This is a genomic window from Sphingopyxis witflariensis (genome assembly GCF_002205635.1).
Classification (GTDB): domain Bacteria; phylum Pseudomonadota; class Alphaproteobacteria; order Sphingomonadales; family Sphingomonadaceae; genus Sphingopyxis; species Sphingopyxis witflariensis.
This window is the reverse complement of record NZ_NISJ01000001.1, coordinates 817,874-835,103: the sequence shown is the minus strand read 5'-3', so window position 1 is coordinate 835,103 and position 17,230 is coordinate 817,874. Positions and strand designations below refer to the sequence as shown.

The window sequence follows — 17,230 nt, the reverse complement described above, 5'->3', positions numbered from 1 at the left end:
AGCTGACAAAATGTTCTGTGACCATGACATGGACCTGCATTGAAATCCGCTGTCCTCTTGACCCTAAGCCCCCGCTGCGCCAAGGCGGCGGCGATTGTTGCACCTGCGAAGGAATTGCGGCCGTGGCCGACGCCGAAGCGAAGAAAAGCCTCAGCTTTCAGGATATGATCCTGACGCTCCACGCCTATTGGGCCGCGCGCGGTTGCGCGATTCTTCAGCCTTATGACATGCGCGTCGGGGCAGGCACCTTTCACCCCTCGACGACGCTGCGCAGCCTCGGTCCCGAACCGTGGAATGTCGCCTATGTCCAGCCGAGCCGCCGCCCGACCGATGGCCGCTATGGCGAGAACCCGAACCGGCTCCAGCATTATTACCAATATCAGGTCATCCTGAAGCCGTCGCCGGCCGACCTTCAGGAACAGTATCTGGGCTCGCTGGCCGCGATCGGCATCGACCCGCTGCTCCACGATATCCGCTTCGTCGAGGATGACTGGGAATCGCCCACATTGGGGGCGTGGGGTCTCGGCTGGGAAGTCTGGTGCGACGGGATGGAAGTCACCCAGTTCACCTATTTTCAGCAAATGGGCGGCTTCGACTGCAAGCCTGTCGCGGGCGAGCTCACCTACGGGCTCGAACGCCTCGCCATGTATATCCAGAATGTCGACAATGTGTATGACCTGCGCTTCTCCGATCCCGTCGGCGACGTCGCGGGGCTGAGCTATGGCGACGTCTTCCTCGAGAATGAAAAGCAATTCTCGAAGTGGAATTTCGAGGTCGCCGACACCGACTCCTTGTTTGCGGGCTTCAAGGCCGCCGAGGCCGAATGCCAGCGCGCAATCGCCGCGAACGTCCCGCTCGCCGCCTATGATCAGGCGATCGAGGCGAGCCACCTTTTCAACCTGCTTCAGGCACGCGGCGTGATCAGCGTTCAGGAACGCGCCAATTACATGGCCCGCGTCCGCGATCTCGCGAAGGGCAGCTGCAAGGCGTGGATCGACAGCCAGTCCGAAAGCTGGACCGCAAAATATCCGGGGTGGACGCTGTGACCGATTTCCTTCTTGAACTGCGCTCGGAAGAAATCCCCGCCCGCATGCAGGCCGGCGCGCGCGCCGAACTCGAAAAACTGTTCCGCGCCCAAATGACCGCCGCGGGCATCGAGGCCGGCGATCTCACCATCTGGTCGACCCCGCGTCGCCTTGCGCTGATCGCCAAGGGGCTTCCCGAGGCAACCGCCGCCGTCAGCGAAGAACTCAAAGGCCCGCGCAGCAGCGCCCCGCCGCAGGCGCTTGAGGGCTTCCTCCGCAAGACCGGGCTGACGCAGGATCAGCTTCAGGACCGCGACGGCACATGGTTCGCCGTCATCGATAAGCCCGGCCGCGCGACCGCCGAAGTGCTTGCCGAGGCGATCCCCGCAATCGTCCGCGCCTTCGCCTGGCCCAAGTCGATGCGCTGGGGCAAGGACAGCGCGAGCAGCGAAAGCCAGCGCTGGGTCCGCCCGCTGTCGGGCATCGTCGCGATCTTCGGCGAAGAGCTGATCGCGTGTGAAGTTAGCGGGATTTCCGCCGGTTTCGCGACGCGCGGCCACCGTTTCCATTGCCCGGGCGAGATCACGATCGGCTCGGCTTCCGACTATGCCGAAAAGCTGCGCGCCTGCCACGTCATCGTCGACCATGAGGAACGCCAGTCGATCATCCGCGACGGCGCTGCGAAGGCCGCCGCCGACGCCGGGCTGACGCTCGTCGCCGACGAAGGTCTGGTGATCGAGAATGCCGGCCTCACCGAATGGCCGGTGCCGCTGCTCGGTCGCTTCGACGAAGCGTTCCTCGCGGTGCCGCCCGAGGTCATCCAGCTCACCGCGCGCGTGAACCAGAAATATTTCGTCGTGAACGACGCCGCGGGCAAGCTCGCCAACGGCTTCGTCTGCACCGCGAACATCGCCGCGATCGACGGCGGCGCCGAAATCGTCGCGGGCAACCAGAAGGTGCTGGCGGCGCGGCTTTCGGACGCGCGCTTCTTCTGGGAACAGGACCAGAAAAAGACCCTCGCGCAGCACGCCGAAAAGCTCGCGAACATCACCTTCCACGAAAAGCTGGGCACCGTCGCCGACAAGGTCGAGCGCGTCGCGAAGCTCGCGCGGTGGCTGGTCGAAGAAGGCATCGTCCATGACCGTTCCCCGGCGAAAGCCGGGGCCCATGACGACGGTGCCGATGGGCCCCGACTTTCGTCGGGGAACAAGGAAGAGCTGGCCGACCAGGCCGAACTCGCTGCGCGTCTGTGCAAGGCCGATCTCGTCACCGAAATGGTCGGCGAATTCCCCGAGCTGCAAGGCCTGATGGGCGGCTACTACGCCCGCGCCGAAGGCCTGCCCGAAGCCGTCGCTGCCGCGATCCGCGACCATTACAAACCGGTCGGGCAGGGCGATGACGTCCCAACCGCGCCGGTGACGGTGGCCGTGGCATTGGCGGATAAGCTGGACAGCGTTGCGCAGTTCTTTCTCGAGGAACTGACTCCCACAGGATCAAAAGATCCCTTTGCACTTCGTCGGTCGGCGCTAGCTACTATTCTTTTGATCGGCGAAAATGGCCTTAGGCTGAATTTACTCGATGTGATCCGAAAGGCGATGCTCCTTAGAGTGGCGGAAGATAAGACCGTCCAAAATTCCGCCAACGCTTTGCGTGTCGAATTGTTGGTCGGAGAGCTGTCGAGAAGCGACCGCGGCTTGGCGGCAGCGTATGATGCTGTTGGTGATGCCGAAAGGGACGCTGACAAACAGAGACTTGAGCAGCAAACCCAAGCTGTCTCGAATGCGGCGGGGGTTGTTCTCGACTTCTTCGCCGACCGCCTCAAGGTCCAGCAACGCGAAGCCGGCGTCCGTCACGACCTGATCGACGCGGTGTTCGCGCTCGGCGGCGAGGATGATCTCGTCCGTCTGCTCGACCGCGTGAAGGCGTTGCAAGCCTTCATGACGACTGACGACGGCGCGAACCTGCTCGCAGGTTACAAGCGCGCAGCGAATATCCTGAAGCAGGCGGAGCAAAGCAGTTCCCCGGCGAAAGCCGGGGCCCATGGCGGTCAAGAACCAGCGTCGGCGGATGCACGCTCTGGACCCCGGCTTTCGCCGGGGAGCATAACGGAGCATGACGCTATGCTGCTCGCCGCCCTCGACGCCGCCGAACCCGCCGCCTCAGCCGCCGTCGCCGAAGAACGCTTCACCGACGCCATGGCCGAACTCGCCAGTCTCCGCGCGCCGATCGACGCTTTCTTCGAATGCGTGATGGTCAACGATCCCGTTGAGGAAGTCCGCGCCTATCGCCTCGGCCTGCTCGCCCGATTTACCGGCGCGGTCCACGGCGTTGCCGATTTCTCGAAGATCGAGGGCTGACGCTACGGCTATCTGCCTCTCTTTATACCGCACGAAGTAAAACTGAATCGACGATAAGCCCTCTCCACCCTATTCCCCGCGCAACCTCCTCCCCGGGGCAACAGGAGCATGAAATGACGACGCCAGACGTTTCTATGATGGTGCATTTGTTCGGCGGCGACGCGACGACAGCCGAACGCTCGAAGGAATTGCTGGGCGGCAAGGGTTCGAACCTCGCCGAAATGGCCTCGATCGGCCTGCCGGTGCCTCCGGGCTTTACGATCACCACCGACGTCTGCACCGCCTATTATGCCAATGGCGAACAGTTTCCGGCGGGTCTGGTTGAACAGGTCACCGCGGGTATCGCGCATATCGAGGGCATCACCGGCAAGATTTTCGGCGACGCCGCCGATCCTTTGCTCGTCTCGGTCCGTTCCGGCGCGCGCGTGTCGATGCCGGGGATGATGGACACCGTCCTCAACCTCGGGCTCAACGACCGCACCGTCGTCGGCCTTGCCGAAGCATCGGGCGACGCGCGTTTCGCGTGGGACAGCTATCGCCGCTTTGTTCAGATGTACGCCGACGTCGTCATGGGCCTCGACCATGCCGAATTCGAAGAGGCGCTGGAAATCGCCAAGGAAGACCGAGGCTTCTACCTCGACACCGACATGTCGGCCGAGGATTGGCAGGCACTGGTCGCCGAATATCAGGCGATCGTCGAACGCGAAACCGGCGCGCCTTTCCCGCAGGAACCGAAGGATCAGCTGTGGGGCGCCGTCGGCGCCGTCTTCGCCAGCTGGGAAAGCGACCGTGCGAAAGTCTATCGCCGCCTGAACTCGATCCCCGCCGAATGGGGCACCGCAGTCAATGTGCAGGCTATGGTGTTCGGCAATATGGGCGACACCTCGGCCACCGGCGTCGCCTTCACCCGCGACCCCGCGACCGGCGAGCGCGCCTGGTACGGCGAATGGCTGATCAATGCACAGGGTGAGGACGTCGTCGCCGGCATCCGCACCCCGCAATATCTGACCAAGGCCGCGCGCGAAAGGGCGGGCGCCAAGCCGCTGTCGATGGAAGAGGCGATGCCCGAAACCTTCGTCGAATTGGGGCAGGTCTTCGACCGGCTCGAGGGCCATTATCGCGACATGCAGGACATTGAGTTCACGGTCGAGCGCGGCAAATTGTGGATGCTGCAAACCCGCTCGGGCAAGCGCACCGCAAAGGCGGCGCTGAAGATCGCGGTCGATATGGCGGCTGAAAAGCTGATCACAGAGGAAGAGGCCGTCGGCCGCGTCGATCCCGGCGCGCTCGACCAGCTGCTCCATCCGACGCTCGATCCCAAAGCGCCGCGCGACGTGCTGACCAAGGGGCTGCCCGCCAGCCCCGGCGCCGCATCGGGCAAGATCATGTTCGACGCCGACAGCGCCGAAAAAGCTGCGGCGATGGGCGAGGCGGTCATCCTCGTCCGCGTCGAAACGTCGCCGGAAGATATCCACGGCATGCACGCCGCCAAGGGCATCCTGACCGCGCGTGGTGGGATGACCAGCCACGCGGCGGTGGTCGCCCGCGGCATGGGTCGCCCCTGCGTCTCGGGCGCCGGCGGGTTGTCGATCGACGGCAATGCACGCGTTCTGCGCGTCGCCGGGCGTGAGCTTCGCGAAGGCGATATCCTGACCCTCGACGGCTCGACCGGCGAAGTGATGGCGGGCGAGGTTCCGACGCTGCTTCCCGAACTCGTCGGCGATTTTGGCACGCTGATGGTGTGGGCCGACAAGGTCCGCCGCATGAAGGTGCGCGCCAACGCCGAAACCCCGGCCGACGCACAGGTCGCGCGCGACTTCGGCGCAGAGGGTATCGGCCTTTGCCGTACCGAGCATATGTTCTTCGACGCGGCGCGCATCACCGCGGTGCGCGAGATGATCCTCGCCGAGAATGAAGATGGCCGCCGCGTCGCGCTTGCCAAGCTGCTCCCTGAACAGCGCGGCGACTTTGCCGGGATTTTCCGGGTGATGGCTGGGCTTCCCGTCACCATTCGCCTGCTCGACCCGCCGCTGCACGAATTCCTGCCGACGCGCGAAGAGGATTTCGCCGTCGTTGCCGAAGCTGCGGGCGTCGGGATCGAGGCATTGAAGGCACGTGCCAACGAACTGCACGAATTCAACCCGATGCTCGGCCATCGCGGCTGCCGCCTCGGTGTCACCTATCCTGAAATCTATGAGATGCAGGCACGCGCGATCTTCGAGGCGGCGTGCGACGTCGCTGCCGAAACCGGCGCCGCGCCGATCCCCGAGGTGATGATCCCGCTCGTCGCGACGCGCCGCGAGTTCGACCTGATGAAGGCGGTCGTCGACGCGCAGGCCAAGGCCGTGTTCGCCGAAAAGGGCCGCGAGATCGCCTATCTCGTCGGCACGATGATCGAACTGCCGCGCGCCGCTCTGATGGCGGGCGAGATTGCCGAAACGGCTGAGTTCTTCAGCTTTGGCACCAACGATCTGACGCAGACGACGATCGGGATCAGCCGCGACGACGCGGGCCGCTTCCTGACCCAATATGTCGACAAGGGCATCTTCCTGACTGACCCGTTTGTCAGCCTCGATGTCGAGGGGGTCGGCCAGTTGATCGAGATCGCCGCCGATCGCGGCCGCAAGACCCGCCCTGACGTCAAGCTCGGCATTTGCGGCGAGCATGGCGGCGACGCGCCGAGCATCCATTTCTGCGAAAAAACGGGTCTCGACTATGTCAGCGCCTCGCCTTACCGTGTGCCCATCGCACGTCTGGCAGCAGCACAGGCGGCGCTGAAGACGAGGTAGTTTTTCATTCCCGTCATCCCGGCAAAACGGGGTGACGGGAAATGGGCCGCTCACCTCGCGATAGAGGGGATGGGGCGCATGAAAAGCGGGCACCGCTATGCGATCACGCTGGTCGGCGGCTTGGCGGTGGGGCTCGGCGCCGCCTGGGCGATCACCGGCCGCGGCCTTTCGGACGGTCAGATCGCCAACGGGCCCTGGACCACCTCACTCGGCTACGGCACCAAGGCGACCGATGCGGTCACCCGCGCCGCCGTGGCGCGCGCCGGGCTGCTTGCGCTACCTGCCAAGGAAACCGTCTATTGGTCGGCAAAGAGCGACGCCGCGGGCGCACCGCTTGACGGCAATTGCCGCTACAGCCTGTCGGGCGCTCCGCTCGATGCGCGCTGGTGGAGCGTTACGCTCTATGACACGGCGGGCTATCTGGTCGCCAATGATACGAAAATCTGGTCGGTCAACGGCGCCAATGTTGCGCTCGACGCCAAGGACGAATGGCGCGTCACCATATCGCCCGACAAGCCTGCGGAGGGCGCGTGGCTCCCCGGCACCAAGGGGCAACTCTTTCACCTGACCTTGCGCATGTATAACCCCGGCGGGGGCTTTCGTGCCGATCCCGCCAAAGCCGTCCTCCCGCGCATTGTGAAGGAGGGCTGCTGAGATGCGCAGCTGGCTCGGACCTCTCCTGTTTGGCCTGATCGTCGCGGTCGCCGCGGCCTGTGCCGCGATCGCCGCCATTCCCTATGGCTTGATGAACGTCGCGATCGACCGCCTCGGGCAGGGCGGCATCAACCGCATGGCTTATGGCAATCTCGCCAATCCGGACCGCCAGCCCGTGGTGCGCCCCAGTCCCGACCTTGCCTATTCCAGCTGCCCCTATGATCTGTCGGCGGGGCCAGTGGCGATCGACGTGGCTCCGGTGCCGGGCCGCTACAGCTCGCTCAGCATCTTCGACGCGGCGACCGACGTCATTTTCGTCCGGAACGATGTCGAGGCGGCGGGCAAGCCCTATCGAATCATCGTCGCGCGCGAGGGGCAAGCGGTGCCCGCGGGTGTCGAAACTGTCCGCACGGACCATGATCGCGGTATCGCGCTCATTCGTCTTTTGCTGAAAGATCCGTCGGAAATTGGTCAGCTCGACGCGGCGCGGCGACAATCTTCCTGCGCGATGGTCACAAAGCTGAAATAGGGGGTTGCGCCCCTGCAACTCACCCCGTAAAGGCCCCTCACCACGCACCCGTAGCTCAGCTGGATAGAGCATCAGACTACGAATCTGAGGGTCGGGCGTTCGAATCGCTCCGGGTGCACCATTTTCCTTCACCATATGAAAAATGGCCAAAAGGCTGGCTTTTTAGCCTGCGCCGAGCTGTAGTCTCATGATGGAAAAGCCCTCAGCGGGGCAATTGCTTCCGCATGAAATACCGGCTTTCTCCTCGGGGATGGTTCGGAATTTCTCCGGCGATCTCGAAGCCCAGTTTCTCGTAAAAGGCGCGCGCCTGAAACGGGAATGTGTCGCGCCACATGCGCTCGCATCCCGCCTTTCATCGCCGCCGCGCTAGCCGCCCGGATTGCGCGCCGTGACGATCCACGCCGCACCATCGATCAGAACCGATGTCTCGCCGGGCCTTGCGGCAAAGGCTGTACGGACGGCGGCGGCGGCCCGCGCTCGTATATCGTCGGGCTGTCCCGCAAATGCGCGCGACAGGGGGCCGACGGCGAAGGCCAGTTCCAGCGCATCGTCGATCGCTTCGTCGCGCGTCGTTCCATGGCCATAGGGGATGATCGCGTCGAAGGGCGTGATTGCGATCTCGTCAAAACCGGCATCGGTCAATATCGCGGAAATGCGCGCCGGATCGGCGAAGGCAAAAGGGTCCGGCGCCATCGGATCGGCGGGAACGGGCGGCACGATGTCGCGGATCGCCGCCATCGGCAGACGGACCCAGTCATTGTCCTGCGCGCTGCGCCAACAGACGAAGGCCAGCCGTCCGCCGGACTTCAGGCCGTGCCGCATATGGGCAAAGGCGCCAGCGGGATCGTCGAAGAACATCACGCCGAACCGCGAAAAGAGCAGGTCGAATACGCCCTGCGGGAAGGGTGCGGTCGCTGCGTCGGCAAGCTGGAAGTCGACAGGCGTGTGATCCGGCGCATCCGCGCGTGCGCGCGCGATCAACTGCGGCGATATGTCGGCGCCCAGCACATGGCCGCCGGAACCGACGCGCTCCGCGAGGGCAAAGCTGGTCACGCCGGCACCGCAGCCGATATCGAGGATATGCTCGCCGGGTTCGACCGCGGCGGCTTTCATCGCCGCGTCGCCGAACGCCTCGAGCATCAGGTCGAGCCGCAACTGATGTGTGACCCAATTGTCACCGCTTTTCCCGTCCCAATCATGGTTTGGCGTTTTCTGGGTGATCGTCACGGTGCGGCCTCCTATCTTGTGCGAATGATTCGCAATTAGGCGCCCGTCGCCCAAAGAACAAGGCGGTGCATAGCTATAGCGTCTTGCATCGGGCCGGGCCATGCGACATCCCTTGGGCATAGGAATGCCGCGGATCGGCAAGGGAGATTTATGAGCGAAGCCATCGTCACGGTCGATATCGGCGGCACCCACGCGCGCTTTGCGATTGCGGAGATCGCGGGCGGCCGCGTGATCTCGCTCGGCGAAGCGACGACGTTGCACACCAGGGATCATGCGAGTTTCCAGCGGGCGTGGCAGGATTTCGAGCGCCAGCAGGGCGGAACGTTGCCGCGCGCCGTCGCGATCGCCATCGCCGGGCCGACGCGTGGCGAGATCATTCGCTTTACCAACAATCCGTGGATTATCCGACCGGCGCTGGTCGGCGAGAAGCTAAACGTCGATCGCCATGTGCTGGTCAATGACTTCGAGGCGGTCGGGCATGCCGTTGCGCAGGCCGACGAAAGCTATTTCCAGCGGCTGACCGGCCCCGACGAAGCGCTTCCCACCACCGGCACGATCACGATCATCGGTCCGGGAACAGGGCTGGGCGTTGCGCATATCTGGCGCGATGGTGCTGATTATCGCGTTCAGGCGACCGAGGGGGGCCATATCGACTTCGCGCCGCTCGACACGATCGAGGATGCGATCCTCGCCCGGCTGCGCAAACGGCACCGCCGCGTTTCGATCGAGCGTGTCGTGTCGGGGCCGGGCATCGTCGATATTTACGAGACGCTGGCCGGGCTCGAAGGGCGTGCGGTGACCCCGCTCGACGACAAGGCGATCTGGACCAATGCGCTTGGCGGTGAGGACAGCCTCGCCGCGGCGGCGGTCGATCGTTTCTGCCTGTCGCTGGGCAGCGTCGCGGGCGATCTCGCGCTGGCACAGGGCGCGAGCGGTGTGGTGATCGCCGGCGGGCTGGGGCTACGCATCCGCGACAGCCTGGTCGTGTCTGGTTTTCCCGAACGCTTCATCGAAAAGGGGAGGTTCGAGGGTTTCATGGCGGCGCTTCCGGTCAAGCTGATCACCCATCCGCAGCCGGGCCTGTTCGGCGCGGCGGCGGCGTTTGCACGTCAATATGCCTAAGATTCCGCTGGCGCTGCCGCGCTAAAACCGGCAGCTTGAGGCTATGTCAGAGCGCCCCGTTCTCGGTATCATCGCCTGCAACCGCATGGTCGGCACCGAGGTCGCGCAGGCGGTGGTCAATCGCTATGCGACCGCAGCGATGCGCCATGCGGATTGCGCGGCGCTGATTATCCCGTCGCTGCCCGACCTGATGCACGCGCGCGAAGTCGTCGGACGCCTCGATGGCGTGCTGCTGACGGGGACGCCGTCCAATGTCGCGCCCGCGCGCTATGGCGATACGGCCGCAGGCGAGGGGCCGTTCGATCCCGATCGCGACCGGATGATGATCGAGCTCGTGGAAGCGGTAATTGTGGCCCGGCGCCCCTTGTTCGGCATTTGCCGCGGCTTTCAGGAAATCAACGTCGCGCTCGGTGGAACGCTGCGCCGCGACACGTCGGCGAGCGAGACGTTGCTCCATCACCACGCGCCCGACGGCGTCGATTTCGACGCGATGTTCGACCATCGGCACAAGGTCGAACTGGTCAAAGGCGGGATTCTCGCTACGGCCTATGATGCGCCGTCGATCGAGGTGAATTCGGTCCATTATCAAGGCGTCGGAAAACTCGCCGACGGTCTGACCATCGAAGCGCAGGCGCCCGATGGCCTCGTCGAAGCCTATAGCGCGCGTCCCAACGGCGCGCCGCTGCTCGCGGTGCAATGGCATCCCGAATGGGCGACCGACGCCAATGAACAAAGCCAGACTTATTTCCGCCTGCTCGGGCAGGCTTTGCGGGGCGCCTTATGAACCGGCGCATCACCCGCTATAACCGCTATCTCGCGCGGCTCGGTTTCTCGCCCTGACTGAAGGCAGGCTCGTTTCTTCGCTCGATACGAACGGTCTTCAAAATTCAGGAGTTTTTCCATGCCCCGCAATCACGACATCGCCGAACTTCGCCGCCTCGACGTGGCGCACCACTTGCCCGCCCAAGCCGATTGGGCCGAAATCGAACAAATGGGCGGCAGCCGCATCATCACCCATGCCGAGGGCTGCTATATTCACGACGGCGACGGCCACCGCATCCTCGACGGCATGGCGGGCCTATGGTGCGTCAATGTCGGCTATGGCCGCGAGGAACTTGTCGACGCGGCGGCGGCGCAGATGCGCGAGCTGCCCTTTTACAACACCTTCTTCAAAACCGCGACGCCGCCTACAGTGACGCTTGCGGCGAAAATCTCCAGCCTCACCGGCAATCGCCTGCCGCACATCTTCTTCAACGCCTCGGGCAGCGAAGCCAACGATACGGTGTTCCGCATGGTGCGCCATTATTGGAAGCTGAAGGGTGAGCCCAAGCGCACTATCTTCATCAGCCGCTGGAACGCCTATCATGGCTCGACCGTCGCGGGCGTCTCGCTCGGCGGGATGAAGGCGATGCACGTTCAGGGTGACCTGCCGATCCCTGGCGTCGAACATGTTCGCCAGCCCTATGCCTATGGCGAAGGGCAGGGGATGACCGAGGAAGAGTTTTGTGACGCCTGCGTTCAGGCGATCGAGGACAGGATACTCGAAGTCGGCCCCGAAAATTGCGCCGCCTTCATCGGCGAGCCGGTGCAGGGTGCGGGCGGCGTCATCATCCCGCCCAAGGGCTATTGGCCAAAGGTCGAGGCGGTGGTCCGCAAATATGGCCTGCTGATGGTGTCGGACGAGGTGATCTGTGGTTTCGGCCGCACCGGCAAGATGTGGGGGCATGAAGCGATGGGCTTCACTCCCGACCTGATGCCGATGGCGAAGGGGCTGTCGTCGGGCTATCTCCCGATTTCGGCCACTGCGGTCGCGCCGCATGTCGTCGAAGTGCTGAAGACCGGTGGCGATTTCGTCCACGGCTTCACTTACTCGGGCCACCCCGTTTGTGCCGCGGTCGCGCTCAAAAATATTGAGATTATCGAACGTGAAGGGCTCGTCGAGCGCACCGGCAGCATCACCGGCCCGCATCTCGCCAAAGCGCTTGCGAGCCTGAACGACCATCCGCTCGTCGGCGAAACGCGCTCGATCGGCCTGCTCGGTGCGGTCGAGATCGTCGCCGACAAAAAAACACGCGCGCGTTTCGGCGGTGCCGAAGGGACAGCAGGACCGATGGCGCGCGACGCATGCATCGCCAGCGGCCTGATGGTGCGGGGCATCCGCGACAGCCTGGTGATGTGTCCGCCGCTCGTGATTTCGACCGAGCAGATTGACGATATGGTTGCCATCATCCGCAAATCGCTCGATGAGGTGCTGCCGAAATTGCGGGCATTGTAGAGCCTACTTCTCAACCCGTTTGTGCTGAGCCTGTCGAAGCACTGTTCTTCTTCGCTGCGTCGAAAGAAAGAACGGCTCTTCGACAAGCTCGGGGCGAGCGGGTAGGGGAGGCTCATCATTCTGGAAGAAAGCTCAAACCCCTATGCCTTCAGGTCTTTTTGCCCTGCTCGACGACATTGCGACGATCGCCAAGGTCGCGGCGGCGAGCATCGACGATATTGGCGCCGCCGCATCGAAGGCGGGGGTGAAGGCCGCCGGGGTGGTGGTCGACGATACCGCGGTGACTCCGCGCTACGTCACCGGTTTCAACCCCAACCGCGAACTGCCGATCATCTGGCGGATTACGAAGGGGTCGATCTTCAACAAGCTGGTGCTGATCCTGCCGGCGCTGCTGCTGCTGTCGACCTTCTTGCCCTGGGCGATCACACCGCTCTTGATGGTCGGCGGCGCCTATCTTTGCTTCGAGGGCGCTGAAAAGGTTTGGCACTCACTCCAAAAGGACAATGCCAGTCTCGTCGAAGAGGCCGAAATCGTCGCCGACAAGGACCATGAAGAGGCGATGGTGAAGGGTGCGGTGCGCACCGATTTCATCCTGTCCGGCGAAATCATGGTGATAGCGCTCAACGAAGTCATCGACGAACATTTCGCGATGCGCGCCGCGACGCTCGCTGTCGTGGCGGTTGCGATCACCATCGCCGTCTATGGCGTCGTCGGGCTGATTGTGAAGATGGACGATATCGGCCTGCATATGGCGAAGGAAGGCAATAGGGCGCGGCGCGCGATCGGGCGCGGGCTCGTTGATTTTATGCCCAAGCTGCTGGCGGCGCTCGCGCTGATCGGCACCGCGGCCATGCTGTGGGTCGGCGGCCAGATTTTCCTTCACGGCCTCGATGAATATCATATCGGCAATATCGGCCACGGCCTGCACGATTTCGCGCAATCCGTGACGGGGGGCTTGCCCGGTGCGGGCGTGCTGGAATGGCTGATCAATGCGGGCGGGGCGGGCGTATTCGGCCTGTTGCTCGGCGGGGTGATCGTCGCGGCGCTGCATCTGGTGCCGGGGAAGAAGGCGGCAGCCGCCCACTAAAACTCTCGTCATTGCGAGGAGCGTAGCGACGAAGCAATCTCCAGCTATCGACGACCAATTCCGTTGGCTGGAGATTGCTTCGCTTCGCTCGCAATGACGAGGTTGGCGCAATGACGATTTCGGGAATTACCCCAGCAACACCACCGGGCTATCCGCGCGCCAGTGCATGCTCACCTTGTCGTCCCAGGTGAAATCCTCCTGATCGTGGCGCGACAGGTTGGGGCGTGACACGCGGATGCGCGCGCCCGATTCCAGTTCGATCTCGAACAGGGTGATATCGCCGAGATAGCTCATGCCTTTGATCTTGCCGCGCGCGAAATTATATCCGTCGGGGGCATCCTGCGCCGCCGCCTTGACCGCTTTGCCTTCGCCCGGAACGTGGAGATAGATTTTCTCGGGGCGCAGCGCGATCCACACATCGGCGCCGTGCGGGCCGGTGACGCCATGGTTGAGATAGACTTTGCCCAGCCCCGGACAATCGACTGCGGCCTTGTCGGGATCGTCGAGGGTCAGCTTGCCCTCGAAGATATTCACCGACCCGACGAAATCGGCGACGAAGCGGTTGGCGGGATATTCGTAAAGGTCCGACGGGGTCGCGAGCTGGGCCACATCGCCCTTGTTGATGACGGCGATGCGGCACGCCATCGACAGCGCCTCGTCCTGATCATGGGTGACGGTGACGAAGGTGATCCCGACCTTTTCCTGCAATTCCGACAGCTCGAACTGCATCTGCGCGCGCAGCTTCGCGTCGAGCGCCGACAGCGGCTCGTCGAGCAGCAGCACTTTGGGCCGCATCACCAGGCTGCGCGCAAGCGCGACGCGCTGGCGCTGGCCGCCCGACATCTGATCGGGCATTCGCGTCTCGAAACCACCGAGCTTGACCAACTCGAGCGCCTCGGCAACGCGGTCCTTTGCCTCGCCGCCCTTCACCCCGGCGATTTTCAGGCCGTAAGCGACATTGTCGGCGACGCTCATATGCGGAAACACCGCATAGCTTTGGAACACCATGTTCACCGGCCGCTTGTTCGGCGGAATGCCCACCATATCCTGTCCGTCGATCAGGATTTTGCCTTCGGATGGCAGCTCGAATCCCGCGATCATCCGCAGCAGGGTCGTCTTGCCGCAGCCCGAGGGGCCGAGGAGGACGAAAAATTCTCCCGCCAGAATGTCGAGGCTGACATCGTCGACCGCGGTGACCTTGCCAAAGCGTTTGGAGACATTCTGGATCTGGATGATCGGGCGCGCGGTGTCGGTCATGGTCAATGGGTTTCCGCAATGGCCTTCACACCCTGAAATTTCAGTGCGGCGGCGGTCAGAATGACGGTCAGGATGATCAGGATGGTCGAGGCGGCGTTGACCTCGGGCGTGACCGAGAAACGGACCATCGAATAGACTTTTACCGGGAAGGTGATCGTGTCGGGACCGCTGGTGAAATAGGTAATAACGAAATCGTCGAGACTGAGCGTGAAGGACAGCAGCGCCCCGGCGACCAGCGCCGGCTTGATGTGCGGAATCAGTACGTCGCGGAATACCTGCCACTCATTCGCCCCCAAATCCTTCGCGGCTTCCTCTTGCTCGCGGTTGAAGGTCGCGAGGCGGGATCGCACGACCATGGTGACGAAGGGGAAGCAGAAGGTGATGTGTGCGATGGTGATCGCGCCAAGGTTGAGCGGCCAGATGAGGTCGGTCGGCCAGTCGATCGCCGAGAAGAACATCAGGAAAGCGACGCCGAGGCAGATTTCGGGGACGATGATCGGCAGTGAGATCGCGCCGTCGATCACGCCCTTGAACGGAAAGCGAAAGCGCCAGAGCATGACGGCCGCAACCGCACCGAGGACGAGGCTGGCGACCGTCGCGAGCGCCGCGATGGTCAGCGAATTGACGAGCGCCTCGACAAGCTGGTCGTTGCCGAACGCCTTTTCGTAATATTTGGTCGTGAAGCCGCGCCACACGACGTTGCGCTTGCTGTCGTTGAAGCTGAAGATCATCAGCACGAACAACGGGGCATAGAGAAACAGCATCACCGTGCCGACCCACAGGCGCATCCACAGCGTGCGGCTATATTCGAGCGGTGCGCGCGGGGTGCGGGCGAATAATGCCATCAGCCGACCTCCGGCACTTTTTTACGCATCGATTGCAGCGCGATCAGGATGAACATCGCATAGATGAGCAGAAAGGAGAGCGCAGCGCCGAAGGGCCAGTCATTCGCTTTTTTGAATTGACGCTCGATCACATTGGCGATCATCTGGCTGTCGGTGCCGCCCATCAGATCGGGAGTCAGATAGGCGCCGAGCGCCGGTATGAGCGTGATCATCACCCCGGCGATGATCCCCGGCGCGGCGAGCGGGACGACGATTCGCATTATGGTACGGAAATGCCCGGCACCAAGGTCGAGGCTCGCCTCGATCAGGCTGCGATCGAGCCGGTCGAGCGCGGCGTAGAGCGGCAACACCATGAAGGGCAGGTGGACGTAGACGAGCCCGAAAACGACCGCGAAATTGTTGAAGAGCAGTTGCACCGGCTCCCACGTCGGCAGCGGTTGCAGCCCGACCAATGTCTTGAGCCAGCTTGTCCCTTCCCACAAAGCGCCGAGCCCTTTGTTCGCATAACCCTGCGTGCCGAGCAGCATCATCAGCGCATAGGTGCGGATGAGCAAATTGGTCCAGAAGGGAAGCATTATGCCGAGCAGCAGCCATGGCCGCCACTTCTCGCTGGCGAAGGTGATCGCCATCGCTACCGGGAAGCCGATGATCAGGCAGATCAAGGTGACCAGCGCCGCGACCGCGAAGCTCTTGGCGAAGATGGTGAGGTAGAGCCATTCGGTCGCGCGCTTGTAATTGTCGAGCGTGCCCGAAATGGCGATGTCGGTCAGTCCACGGTTTTCGCCGAAACTATAGAGCCAGACGATGGCCATCGGGATGAGGAAAAAGACGATAACCCAAAACAATGTCGGGATCGAAACCGCAGCGAAGGTTCGCTTGCTTGCTTTCCAGTCCTGTTCGGCCACCCCCCGATGCCTCCCTCCTTCCGGTCGCTACGCCGCCCGGACGCGGGTGAAAGCCTCTTCGAACAGGCGCTGCAATTCGGGATTGAACTTCGCATATTCGCATTTCGCCAACACGTCGGCGGGCGGGAAGATCACCGGGTTGTTCTTGTAGCTGTCGGGCATCAGTGCCTTGGCAGCGGCGTTGGGGGTCGGGAAAAGGATCGTCTCGGTGATCTTTTTGTCGACCTCGGCATCGAGCATGTAATTGATGAAGGCATGGGCATTCTTCGGATGCGGTGCGCCTTTCGGGATGCACAGATTGTCCGAATTGAGCTGACTGCCCTCCTTGGGGACGATGAAGTCGATATCATCGTCCTCGGTCATCGCCTGTGCGATATCGCCATTATATTCCAGCACCAGGTCGACATCGCCCTTCAGCAACAGGTCCTGCCCGTCGTCGACGTGGAAATTCTTCACATTGGGTTTCTGCTTGATCATCATCGCCTCGATCGTCGCGATGTCGGCGGGGGTCAGCGCATTGACCGACTTGCCCAGATATTTGCCATAGAGGCGGAACATGTCGCCGGCTTCGGAAAGCCACGAGATGCGCCCGGCATATTCGGGGCTGTCGAAGAGGACCTTCCAGCTGTCGGGTTTGGTTTTTACCTTCGACTTGCGATAGCCGATCCCCAGCGACAGCCAAGTGTAGGGCATCGAAAATTTGCGGCCCTTGTCATAATCGACGTCGATGAAGGTCGGGTCGATATTCTTGAGGTTCGGGATTTGCGCATGGTCGAGCGTCTGGAGCATGTCGGCCAGCGCCATGCGTTCGACAAAATCATTCGACGGGACGATTACGTCGTAACCGGGGTTGCCGGCCTTGAATTTGGCGAACAGCACGTCGTTGCTGTCGAACAGGTCCATCTTGACCTCGACGCCGGTCGCGCCCTTGAAATCGTCGAGCGTCGTCTCGCCGATATAGGTGTCCCAATTGTAGAAGTTGAGCTTGGCCTCTTCGCCATTGGCGAGCTTCTTGCCCTCGCCCTTGCTGCAGGCGGCGAGGCCGCCAAAGCTGATCCCGATCGCCGCCACCCCCATGGCCTGAAGCAGCGAACGGCGGTTCCGGCCTTGCGCGAGCAGTTCGTTCAGATCCATGACGGTCTCCCTGATGGTGACGTC

Annotated in this window: 15 protein-coding genes and 1 tRNA gene; 10 read left to right on the top strand and 6 right to left on the bottom strand. The window is 62.9% G+C overall.

Going from position 1 to position 17,230, the window contains the following annotated elements; translation table 11 throughout:
• Positions 1 to 164: 164 nt before the first annotated feature.
• From CDQ91_RS03940 to CDQ91_RS03915, 6 genes are all read left to right on the top strand, one after another.
• Entirely contained in the window at positions 165 to 1,046 is an 882-nt protein-coding gene (locus tag CDQ91_RS03940; RefSeq protein WP_088471453.1) for a glycine--tRNA ligase subunit alpha, read from the top strand.
• A complete protein-coding gene (gene glyS / locus CDQ91_RS03935) occupies positions 1,043 to 3,382 on the top strand; it encodes a glycine--tRNA ligase subunit beta (protein ID WP_088471452.1) in 2,340 nt (779 codons plus the stop codon). The genes CDQ91_RS03940 and glyS overlap by 4 nt, the downstream gene beginning before the upstream one ends.
• 134 nt (positions 3,383 to 3,516) lie before the next feature.
• On the top strand, positions 3,517 to 6,171 hold the full coding sequence (ppdK, locus tag CDQ91_RS03930; RefSeq protein WP_088471346.1) for a pyruvate, phosphate dikinase: 2,655 nt from the start codon (positions 3,517 to 3,519) through the stop codon (positions 6,169 to 6,171).
• 78 nt (positions 6,172 to 6,249) lie between these two features.
• Positions 6,250 to 6,825: a DUF1214 domain-containing protein gene (locus tag CDQ91_RS03925; RefSeq protein ID WP_158213610.1), complete on the top strand. Its 576-nt coding sequence runs from the start codon at positions 6,250 to 6,252 to the stop codon at positions 6,823 to 6,825.
• 1 nt (position 6,826) lies between these two features.
• Positions 6,827 to 7,354 carry a DUF1254 domain-containing protein gene (locus tag CDQ91_RS03920; RefSeq protein WP_088471344.1) on the top strand — a complete coding sequence of 176 codons (528 nt, stop codon included), beginning with the start codon at positions 6,827 to 6,829 and terminating at the stop codon, positions 7,352 to 7,354.
• A 44-nt stretch (positions 7,355 to 7,398) separates the two neighbouring features.
• A tRNA-Arg gene (locus CDQ91_RS03915) sits at positions 7,399 to 7,475 on the top strand.
• 81 nt (positions 7,476 to 7,556) lie between these two features.
• Here the strand turns inward: CDQ91_RS03915 and CDQ91_RS21845 are convergent.
• Together CDQ91_RS21845 and CDQ91_RS03910 are read right to left on the bottom strand one after the other, a co-directional pair.
• A complete protein-coding gene (locus CDQ91_RS21845; protein WP_272897603.1) occupies positions 7,557 to 7,688 on the bottom strand; it encodes an N-acetyltransferase in 132 nt (43 codons plus the stop codon).
• Positions 7,689 to 7,720: 32 nt separating this feature from the next.
• Positions 7,721 to 8,581 carry a class I SAM-dependent methyltransferase gene (locus CDQ91_RS03910; RefSeq protein ID WP_237245797.1) on the bottom strand — a complete coding sequence of 287 codons (861 nt, stop codon included), beginning with the start codon at positions 8,579 to 8,581 and terminating at the stop codon, positions 7,721 to 7,723.
• A gap of 150 nt (positions 8,582 to 8,731) precedes the next feature.
• Here CDQ91_RS03910 and CDQ91_RS03905 point away from each other — a divergent pair, with 150 nt between their 5' ends.
• The 4 genes from CDQ91_RS03905 (at position 8,732) to CDQ91_RS03890 (ending at position 13,065) form a co-directional block, all read left to right on the top strand.
• On the top strand, positions 8,732 to 9,703 hold the full coding sequence (locus CDQ91_RS03905) for a glucokinase (RefSeq protein ID WP_088471343.1): 972 nt from the start codon (positions 8,732 to 8,734) through the stop codon (positions 9,701 to 9,703).
• A 43-nt stretch (positions 9,704 to 9,746) separates the two neighbouring features.
• Positions 9,747 to 10,487, top strand: a complete 741-nt coding sequence (locus CDQ91_RS03900) for a gamma-glutamyl-gamma-aminobutyrate hydrolase family protein (RefSeq protein ID WP_088471342.1) — start codon at positions 9,747 to 9,749, stop codon at positions 10,485 to 10,487.
• A 117-nt stretch (positions 10,488 to 10,604) separates the two neighbouring features.
• A complete protein-coding gene (locus CDQ91_RS03895; protein ID WP_088471341.1) occupies positions 10,605 to 11,978 on the top strand; it encodes an aspartate aminotransferase family protein in 1,374 nt (457 codons plus the stop codon).
• Between the two features lie 142 nt (positions 11,979 to 12,120).
• Positions 12,121 to 13,065 (top strand): DUF808 domain-containing protein, encoded by a 945-nt coding sequence (locus CDQ91_RS03890; RefSeq protein WP_088471340.1) that lies wholly within the window; start codon positions 12,121 to 12,123, stop codon positions 13,063 to 13,065.
• 126 nt (positions 13,066 to 13,191) lie between these two features.
• On the opposite strand, the gene CDQ91_RS03885 is transcribed toward CDQ91_RS03890, so the two are convergent.
• Genes CDQ91_RS03885 through CDQ91_RS03870 form a run of 4 tightly spaced genes read right to left on the bottom strand, consistent with a single transcriptional unit; the run spans position 13,192 to position 17,206 of the window.
• Positions 13,192 to 14,322, bottom strand: a complete 1,131-nt coding sequence (locus tag CDQ91_RS03885) for an ABC transporter ATP-binding protein (RefSeq protein ID WP_088471339.1) — start codon at positions 14,320 to 14,322, stop codon at positions 13,192 to 13,194.
• A 2-nt stretch (positions 14,323 to 14,324) separates the two neighbouring features.
• Entirely contained in the window at positions 14,325 to 15,167 is an 843-nt protein-coding gene (locus tag CDQ91_RS03880; protein WP_088471338.1) for an ABC transporter permease, read from the bottom strand.
• On the bottom strand, positions 15,167 to 16,072 hold the full coding sequence (locus CDQ91_RS03875) for an ABC transporter permease (protein WP_088471337.1): 906 nt from the start codon (positions 16,070 to 16,072) through the stop codon (positions 15,167 to 15,169). The genes CDQ91_RS03880 and CDQ91_RS03875 overlap by 1 nt, the downstream gene beginning before the upstream one ends.
• Before the next feature lie 27 nt (positions 16,073 to 16,099).
• Entirely contained in the window at positions 16,100 to 17,206 is a 1,107-nt protein-coding gene (locus tag CDQ91_RS03870) for an ABC transporter substrate-binding protein (protein ID WP_088471336.1), read from the bottom strand.
• Between the last annotated feature and the right edge of the window lie 24 nt (positions 17,207 to 17,230).

Bases quoted from the DNA above. Each gene is read 5' to 3' on its own strand.
- CDQ91_RS03940 (WP_088471453.1), top strand. From the start codon at position 165: ATGATCCTGACGCTCCACGCCTATTGGGCCGCGCGCGGTTGCGCGATT.
- ppdK (WP_088471346.1), top strand. From the start codon at position 3,517: ATGATGGTGCATTTGTTCGGCGGCGACGCGACGACAGCCGAACGCTCG.
- CDQ91_RS03925 (WP_158213610.1), top strand. From the start codon at position 6,250: ATGAAAAGCGGGCACCGCTATGCGATCACGCTGGTCGGCGGCTTGGCG.
- CDQ91_RS03920 (WP_088471344.1), top strand. From the start codon at position 6,827: ATGCGCAGCTGGCTCGGACCTCTCCTGTTTGGCCTGATCGTCGCGGTC.
- CDQ91_RS21845 (WP_272897603.1), bottom strand. From the start codon at position 7,688: ATGTGGCGCGACACATTCCCGTTTCAGGCGCGCGCCTTTTACGAGAAA.
- CDQ91_RS03905 (WP_088471343.1), top strand. From the start codon at position 8,732: ATGAGCGAAGCCATCGTCACGGTCGATATCGGCGGCACCCACGCGCGC.
- CDQ91_RS03900 (WP_088471342.1), top strand. From the start codon at position 9,747: ATGTCAGAGCGCCCCGTTCTCGGTATCATCGCCTGCAACCGCATGGTC.
- CDQ91_RS03895 (WP_088471341.1), top strand. From the start codon at position 10,605: ATGCCCCGCAATCACGACATCGCCGAACTTCGCCGCCTCGACGTGGCG.
- CDQ91_RS03890 (WP_088471340.1), top strand. From the start codon at position 12,121: ATGCCTTCAGGTCTTTTTGCCCTGCTCGACGACATTGCGACGATCGCC.
- CDQ91_RS03885 (WP_088471339.1), bottom strand. From the start codon at position 14,322: ATGACCGACACCGCGCGCCCGATCATCCAGATCCAGAATGTCTCCAAA.
- CDQ91_RS03880 (WP_088471338.1), bottom strand. From the start codon at position 15,167: ATGGCATTATTCGCCCGCACCCCGCGCGCACCGCTCGAATATAGCCGC.
- CDQ91_RS03870 (WP_088471336.1), bottom strand. From the start codon at position 17,206: ATGGATCTGAACGAACTGCTCGCGCAAGGCCGGAACCGCCGTTCGCTG.